This window comes from Pedobacter sp. 10L46_2 (genome assembly GCF_056395165.1).
Window position 1 is genome coordinate 1 of sequence record NZ_JBFTIZ010000270.1, and the last position, 5,740, is coordinate 5,740.

A 5,740-nucleotide genomic window follows, 5' to 3' on the forward strand; every position below is an offset into this window, starting at 1 on the left:
CTCCTGAAAGGGTTACCAATGGTATTGATTTTGAATTTGAGCCAGACATTAGTCCGGATGGAAAATTTGTAATTTACACTACCTGGAGCGATGAGTTTAAAGGCTCCATTAAAAGAGCTGACCTTAAATCTGGCAAAACCATACCACTTACTGATGAAAAAGGCCTCTATTACTCCCCTTCCTACTCTACCAAAGGCGATAAAATTGTTTACCGTAAAGGCGTTGGAAACGATGTTTTAGGATATGCTTATGGCCGCGGCACAGGTATATTTACCATGTCGGCAGATGGAACAGCAAAAACACTGATCTCCGAAAACGGCATAAAGCCACAGTTTAACAAAGACGATACCCGCATCTTTTTTCAAGGAAATGAGGATGGCAAAAAGGCATTTAAAAGTGTAGATCTAAATGGCGGCAATCCGCGTACTCATTACACCTCTACCTATGTTACCCAGTTTTGCCCAAGCCCTGATGGCAAATGGATGGCATTTACAGAGCTATTTAATGTATACATCACCCCGATGGTTACCACAGGATCGCCTTTAGAGCTTTCATCAACAAACAAATCTATTCCGCTAACCAGAGTTACTAAAGATGCGGGAACTTATTTGCATTGGAGTAATGATGGCAGCAAATTACTATGGACATTAGGGCCGCAATACTTTAGTCGTGAAATTAAAAACACCTTTAATTTTGTAGACGGTGCTCCACAAACCATTCCGCCACCAGATTCTATAGGTGTTTCTATTGGCCTGCGTCTTAAAACAGATGTGCCAGACGGTATAACTGCCTTAAAAGGTGCCAGGATAATTACCATGAAAGGTGATGAAGTTATTGAAGAAGGAACCATTATAATAGATCATAACAAAGTTGTAGCAGTAGGTAAAGCAAGCGAAGTAAGTATACCGCAGAATGCTAAAGTGATTGATGTAACGGGAAAAACAATAATGCCGGGTATTATTGATGTACACGCACATTTACGCACCAGTCCGGACGGCATTAGTCCGCAACAAGATTGGTCATACCTTGCTAACCTTGCTTTCGGTGTAACTACCTCACACGATCCATCGAGCAATACAGAAATGGTGTTTAGTCAATCAGAGATGATCAGGTCAGGCCGCATGGTAGGGCCAAGATTATATTCAACGGGTTCTATATTGTATGGTGCAGATGGCGATTTCAAGGTAGTCATTAACAGTTTAGATGATGCTTTATCTCACCTCAGAAGGTTAAAAGCAGTGGGCGCCTTCTCTGTTAAATCATACAACCAGCCTCGTCGTGACCAGCGTCAGCAAATATTAGAAGCCGCACGGCTATTAAAAATGGAAGTAGTTCCAGAAGGTGGTTCTACATTCTTTACCAACATGAACATGATTTCTGATGGTCATACCGGTATTGAACACAGCATCCCGGTTGCTCCGGTTTATAAGGATGTAGTTTCTTTCTGGAATAATACCAAAGTGGCCTACACACCTACCCTTATTGTAAGTTACGGCAGTCAGTGGGGCGAGAACTATTGGTACGACAGAACCAATGTTTGGGAAAATGAAAGGTTAATGGCATTTACACCTCGCCCAATTATAGATTCACGTTCAAGAAGAAGAACTACTTCGGAATACGGAGATTACGGCCACATTGAAGTATCAAAAGCAGTTAAACAAATTGCTGACGGCGGCACAAAAGTAAACTTAGGTGCCCACGGACAAATCCAGGGTCTGGGAGCGCATTGGGAACTATGGATGCTGGTACAAGGTGGCATGACACCGTTACAAGCCATCAGATCGGCCACGCTAAACGGTGCTTCTTATTTAGGTATGGATAAAGAAATAGGTTCATTGGAAAACGGCAAACTTGCGGATCTGGTAATTATGGATGCCAACCCATTGGACGACATCAGAAACTCAGAAAAAATAAAATATGTAATGGTAAATGGTCGTATTTACGACAGCTTATCGATGAATGAAATTGGCGGTCGCGAAAAATTACGCGGCAAGCTGTGGTTTGAGATGGGCAAAGGTATGGTTTACAGTTTCCCAACAGGAAATGCCGAAACCTGGACCTTTACCACCCCTAATTGCGAGTAAAATCGAATAACCCGTTATTTATCCAGTAACGGGTTATTTAGAATACCGGTAAACAAAATTAGTCCGGTTTTCATTTCGCGGATTGCATATACAAATGGACGATTAATAAGAACAGCGGAAGGTTGTTGCACCGATGTGAGTTCAATTCCAACAGAAGTAACAGCAGCGGCTTCAGTTCCGCTTTCATTTACTTCAATAAAAGTTTTGTGTCTCACCTCGTCTATTTCCAAATGCCCGTCCGGATTAATTCTTGTAAAATCGGCAAAGCCATTTTTACCAAACGCCACTTCCATACCCAGATGTTCTAATTGATCATTTAGTTTAATATCATAGCTAAATTTAAACTTAGGCATTTTTATTTCCATACCGGTTTTCTTTAAGCCTGCCATCCATCCTTTCCATTTTGCAGAAGTAATTGAGCCTGCAAATTCATTAATTGTAGTATTACCATTAGGCAATACAATTACCATACTATATTTCTCGTTCCCATAAGGAAGTTCGTATACATTCGCCTCCTGTGAACTTAAATAATTAACAGAAGCTTGCGCAACCATAAAATCTGTTTGAATCTTATTGTTAGCATCTAAATTAAAATCCGCTTTGGCAGTTTTGTTTTTATCGAACTTATATTTCCAATCGCTTTTAAAGTAAACAGCATTAATCAGGTACATTACCATATCACTACCGATCTCATCAATTATACTTGGAATCTTTCCCTGTGTGCTGTTATTTACCCAGCTATTAATTTTGTCTTTTGCAGTCGGACTTTTAAAATCTAACCCTTCAACTTCGGCATTATAGTTATCGGCATTCACCTTTAGAAAACCAGGCAATGGTGTAAAGGTTTTTTCATACCAAATTGAATTGGCAATTTCTAATGYAGCTTTAGGATCTAGCTGAGGCAATTCAGTTGTTATTTTGTGGTAATAACTGTTTATTTCGGCCTCAGTAAAATCTTTAAACTCCATTGTATTTTTTATGGCCTCCAACGTTGAGCCACTGCTGCCGTTACTGGTCATGCCCAAAGCTATACTTACGCTTAAAGGTGATAGCATGAGGTTTTTACCCGCTAATGGTTTTAACAAAGTTTCCTTAAACAGCTTAAAAGTAAAAGCATTATCGGCTTCTGCCTTTTGTTGCTCTCTCGCAGTTAAAATCAGATCTTTTCCCTGGTCTATTGGTTTGCTATCCTTTTTACAAGATGTGGCGGTGATCATTAAAGCGGCAATAGCTAAAAGTAAGATGTGGTTCTTTTTCATCTGGTTAATGGTTTGGTTTGCTTCGTTAAACGTATAAATCTGGTGATTCGCTACAGTCTGTTAGAATTCGCACAATGCTTTTTTACAAGCAGTATCAAAACTTTGGTTGTTGGGGCGTTGACAGGGCGTTCGTAAGGCCTTGATAGGGCTAAAACCCTACTAAGGCCCTGCCAATGCCCAATTAAAACCTTATTAAATTTCAAGAAATACATATGATATTATGTCGAATCTATTTATTAGATTTATTAGTAAAAAAAGCTATGGGGATATTACCAAAACAAGTAGCTGCAATTATTCCGGAAAATGCCCGACAATCTGTTAAGCGATCTTTGCAGGGATTCTTTCAATTTGGATTAACAAAAATATCCGGAGGTAAAAGCAACGCATTACTTTGGTCTTATGGTCACTTTGAACTGACACCCTTTACTATATTTCAAGGATTTTCTCAGGGTAAAAACCTTCTACCCAATTTGTATGGCGGTAAAAACTCCATTTGGGAAGATCCGGAATTAAGGGGTATTATCCCAATACAGGATTTTAAAGCACAAAAAGATTTGTTACGTCGTTTAAAAAAAGAAAAAACACTACCACCGGAAACACAACTACAAATAAAGGTAAATACCAATTTTAAAGAAACAATAACTGGCTGTTCCCGTACAAATGGTAAAAAGAACAGGGTTTGGCTAACTCCTGAATTTATAAAATCGGCTTTAGAACTGCATGAAATGGGCATAGCACACAGTGTAGAGGCTTACCAAAATGGCATTCTTGTTGGTGGTGTAATTGGCCTTGCTATAAATGGATATTTCACCTCGTTAAGCTTATTTCATACGGTTGACAATGCCAGTAAAATCGCTTTTTACTATTTACTGGTTAAACTTAAAGACGATGGATTTACTTTACATCTTAGCGGAGCAGCTAATTCCTGGTTCACACAGTATGGAATGGTTAATGTTGAAAAAGAAGAATTCAGGATAAGTTTAATGAAAGCCGTAGCCACCCCGGCTAAATTCACTCCAACGGTTCCTCAGCTATCATTTTAAGAAAAATACTGTCTTACAAATTCTGAGCAATTACATAACCATTTGCCCAGGCCCACTGAAAATTATAGCCACCAAGCCAACCGGTTACATCTATACATTCGCCACCAAAATACAGTCCGGGTATGTTCTTACATTCAAGCGTTTTAGAAGAAAGCTCATTGGTATCAATACCACCCCTCATCACCTCAGCTTTGTCATACCCCTTATCGCCTGCAGGTTTTACCTTAAACAGGTGGATGGTTTTATGGATCAATTCAAGCTCTGCTTTGGTTAATGATGCTACCTGTTTCTCTATTGGCAAAAACTTACTCATTGCATCGGTAAGTTTTTTAGGGTAAAACCGGTTAAACAGGGTTGAAAGTAAAGATTTCCCGTTTACTCTTCTTTCCTCCTCAATTAAGCTGGTAATATCTTTACCGGGCAACAGATCTATATTTATTTCTTCACCCCTTCTCCAATATGAAGAAATCTGTAAAATAGCAGGGCCACTAAGTCCCCAATGTGTAAACAAAATATTCTCTTCAAAAGAGATGCGGTCGTTGCTTACTTCGCAAAAGACACTGTTTCCTGATAACTGAGCGTACCAATCTTCATCTTTACCTGTAATGGTTAATGGCACTAAAGCAGGTGCAGTTTCGATAATATTTAAGGCGTGTTTTCTGGCAAAACGAAGCGCAAAATCTGTTGCACCCATTTTAGGAATAGGCAACCCACCCGTAGTTATTACCAGCTTGGGAGCCTTTAAAGTACGTTGTTTCCCCCCTTTTTCATATTTTATGGTAAAGGAGCTATCGTTAACAAATTCTATTTCCGATACCTGTGCATTGCAGATAATCTGTTGCCCAAAATCAGCACATACAGAGGTAAAAACATCTACAATGTCTTTGGCATTTTTGCCATCTGGAAAAAGCTGACCCAAAGTTTTTTCTTTTCCTGTGATGCCATAAGCTTCAAAAAAACTGACGGTATCGTCAACAGTCCACTGTGTAAATGCCGATTTGCTGAAATGTTTATTGTTAGATATAAACTGTTCATCGGTAGCAAACAGGTTGGTATAATTACACCTTCCACCTCCTGAGATCAGGATTTTAGCTCCCGGTTTATCGCTTTTTTCCAGCAAGATAACCTTTTTACCAAGGTAACCTGCCTGTACGGCGCACATCAAACCACACGCTCCGGCTCCAATAATTATAGCATCTGCATCCATCAATCCGTTTATATTGTTATTTTTGTGCAAAATAAGCATAACTTTTTCATAGTAGATATGGCAAAACAGATAAGTGATTTAAAATTGGGCATACTTGGAGGCGGACAATTGGGCAGAATGCTGATACAAGAGGCCATCAATTATAAC

Annotated in this window: 5 protein-coding genes; 3 read left to right on the forward strand and 2 right to left on the reverse strand. The window is 39.3% G+C overall.

The window, feature by feature from the left end:
• Positions 1-2,084 (forward strand): amidohydrolase family protein (locus tag AC1DDX_RS21920; RefSeq protein WP_477622595.1); only part of this gene is annotated, 2,084 nt, incomplete at its 5' end.
• A gap of 14 nt (positions 2,085-2,098) precedes the next feature.
• Here AC1DDX_RS21920 and AC1DDX_RS21925 read toward each other — a convergent pair.
• Positions 2,099-3,343: a serpin family protein gene (locus AC1DDX_RS21925; RefSeq protein ID WP_477622596.1), complete on the reverse strand. Its 1,245-nt coding sequence runs from the start codon at positions 3,341-3,343 to the stop codon at positions 2,099-2,101.
• Positions 3,344-3,603: 260 nt separating this feature from the next.
• Between AC1DDX_RS21925 and AC1DDX_RS21930 the strand changes: the two genes are divergently transcribed.
• The gene (locus AC1DDX_RS21930) at positions 3,604-4,386 is read left to right on the forward strand and encodes a leucyl/phenylalanyl-tRNA--protein transferase (RefSeq protein ID WP_172663304.1); all 783 of its coding nucleotides are present in this window, start codon (positions 3,604-3,606) and stop codon (positions 4,384-4,386) included.
• A gap of 13 nt (positions 4,387-4,399) precedes the next feature.
• Here the strand turns inward: AC1DDX_RS21930 and AC1DDX_RS21935 are convergent, their stop codons facing one another.
• Positions 4,400-5,632 carry a BaiN/RdsA family NAD(P)/FAD-dependent oxidoreductase gene (locus AC1DDX_RS21935; RefSeq protein WP_337714880.1) on the reverse strand — a complete coding sequence of 411 codons (1,233 nt, stop codon included), beginning with the start codon at positions 5,630-5,632 and terminating at the stop codon, positions 4,400-4,402.
• 18 nt (positions 5,633-5,650) lie between these two features.
• Here AC1DDX_RS21935 and AC1DDX_RS21940 point away from each other — a divergent pair.
• A partial coding sequence (locus AC1DDX_RS21940; RefSeq protein WP_477622597.1) for a hypothetical protein occupies positions 5,651-5,740 on the forward strand: 90 nt, incomplete at its 3' end.

Coding starts and splice junctions, on each gene's coding strand:
- AC1DDX_RS21930 (WP_172663304.1), top strand. CDS start 3,604: ATGGGGATATTACCAAAACAAGTAGCTGCAATTATTCCGGAAAATGCC.
- AC1DDX_RS21935 (WP_337714880.1), bottom strand. CDS start 5,632: ATGCTTATTTTGCACAAAAATAACAATATAAACGGATTGATGGATGCA.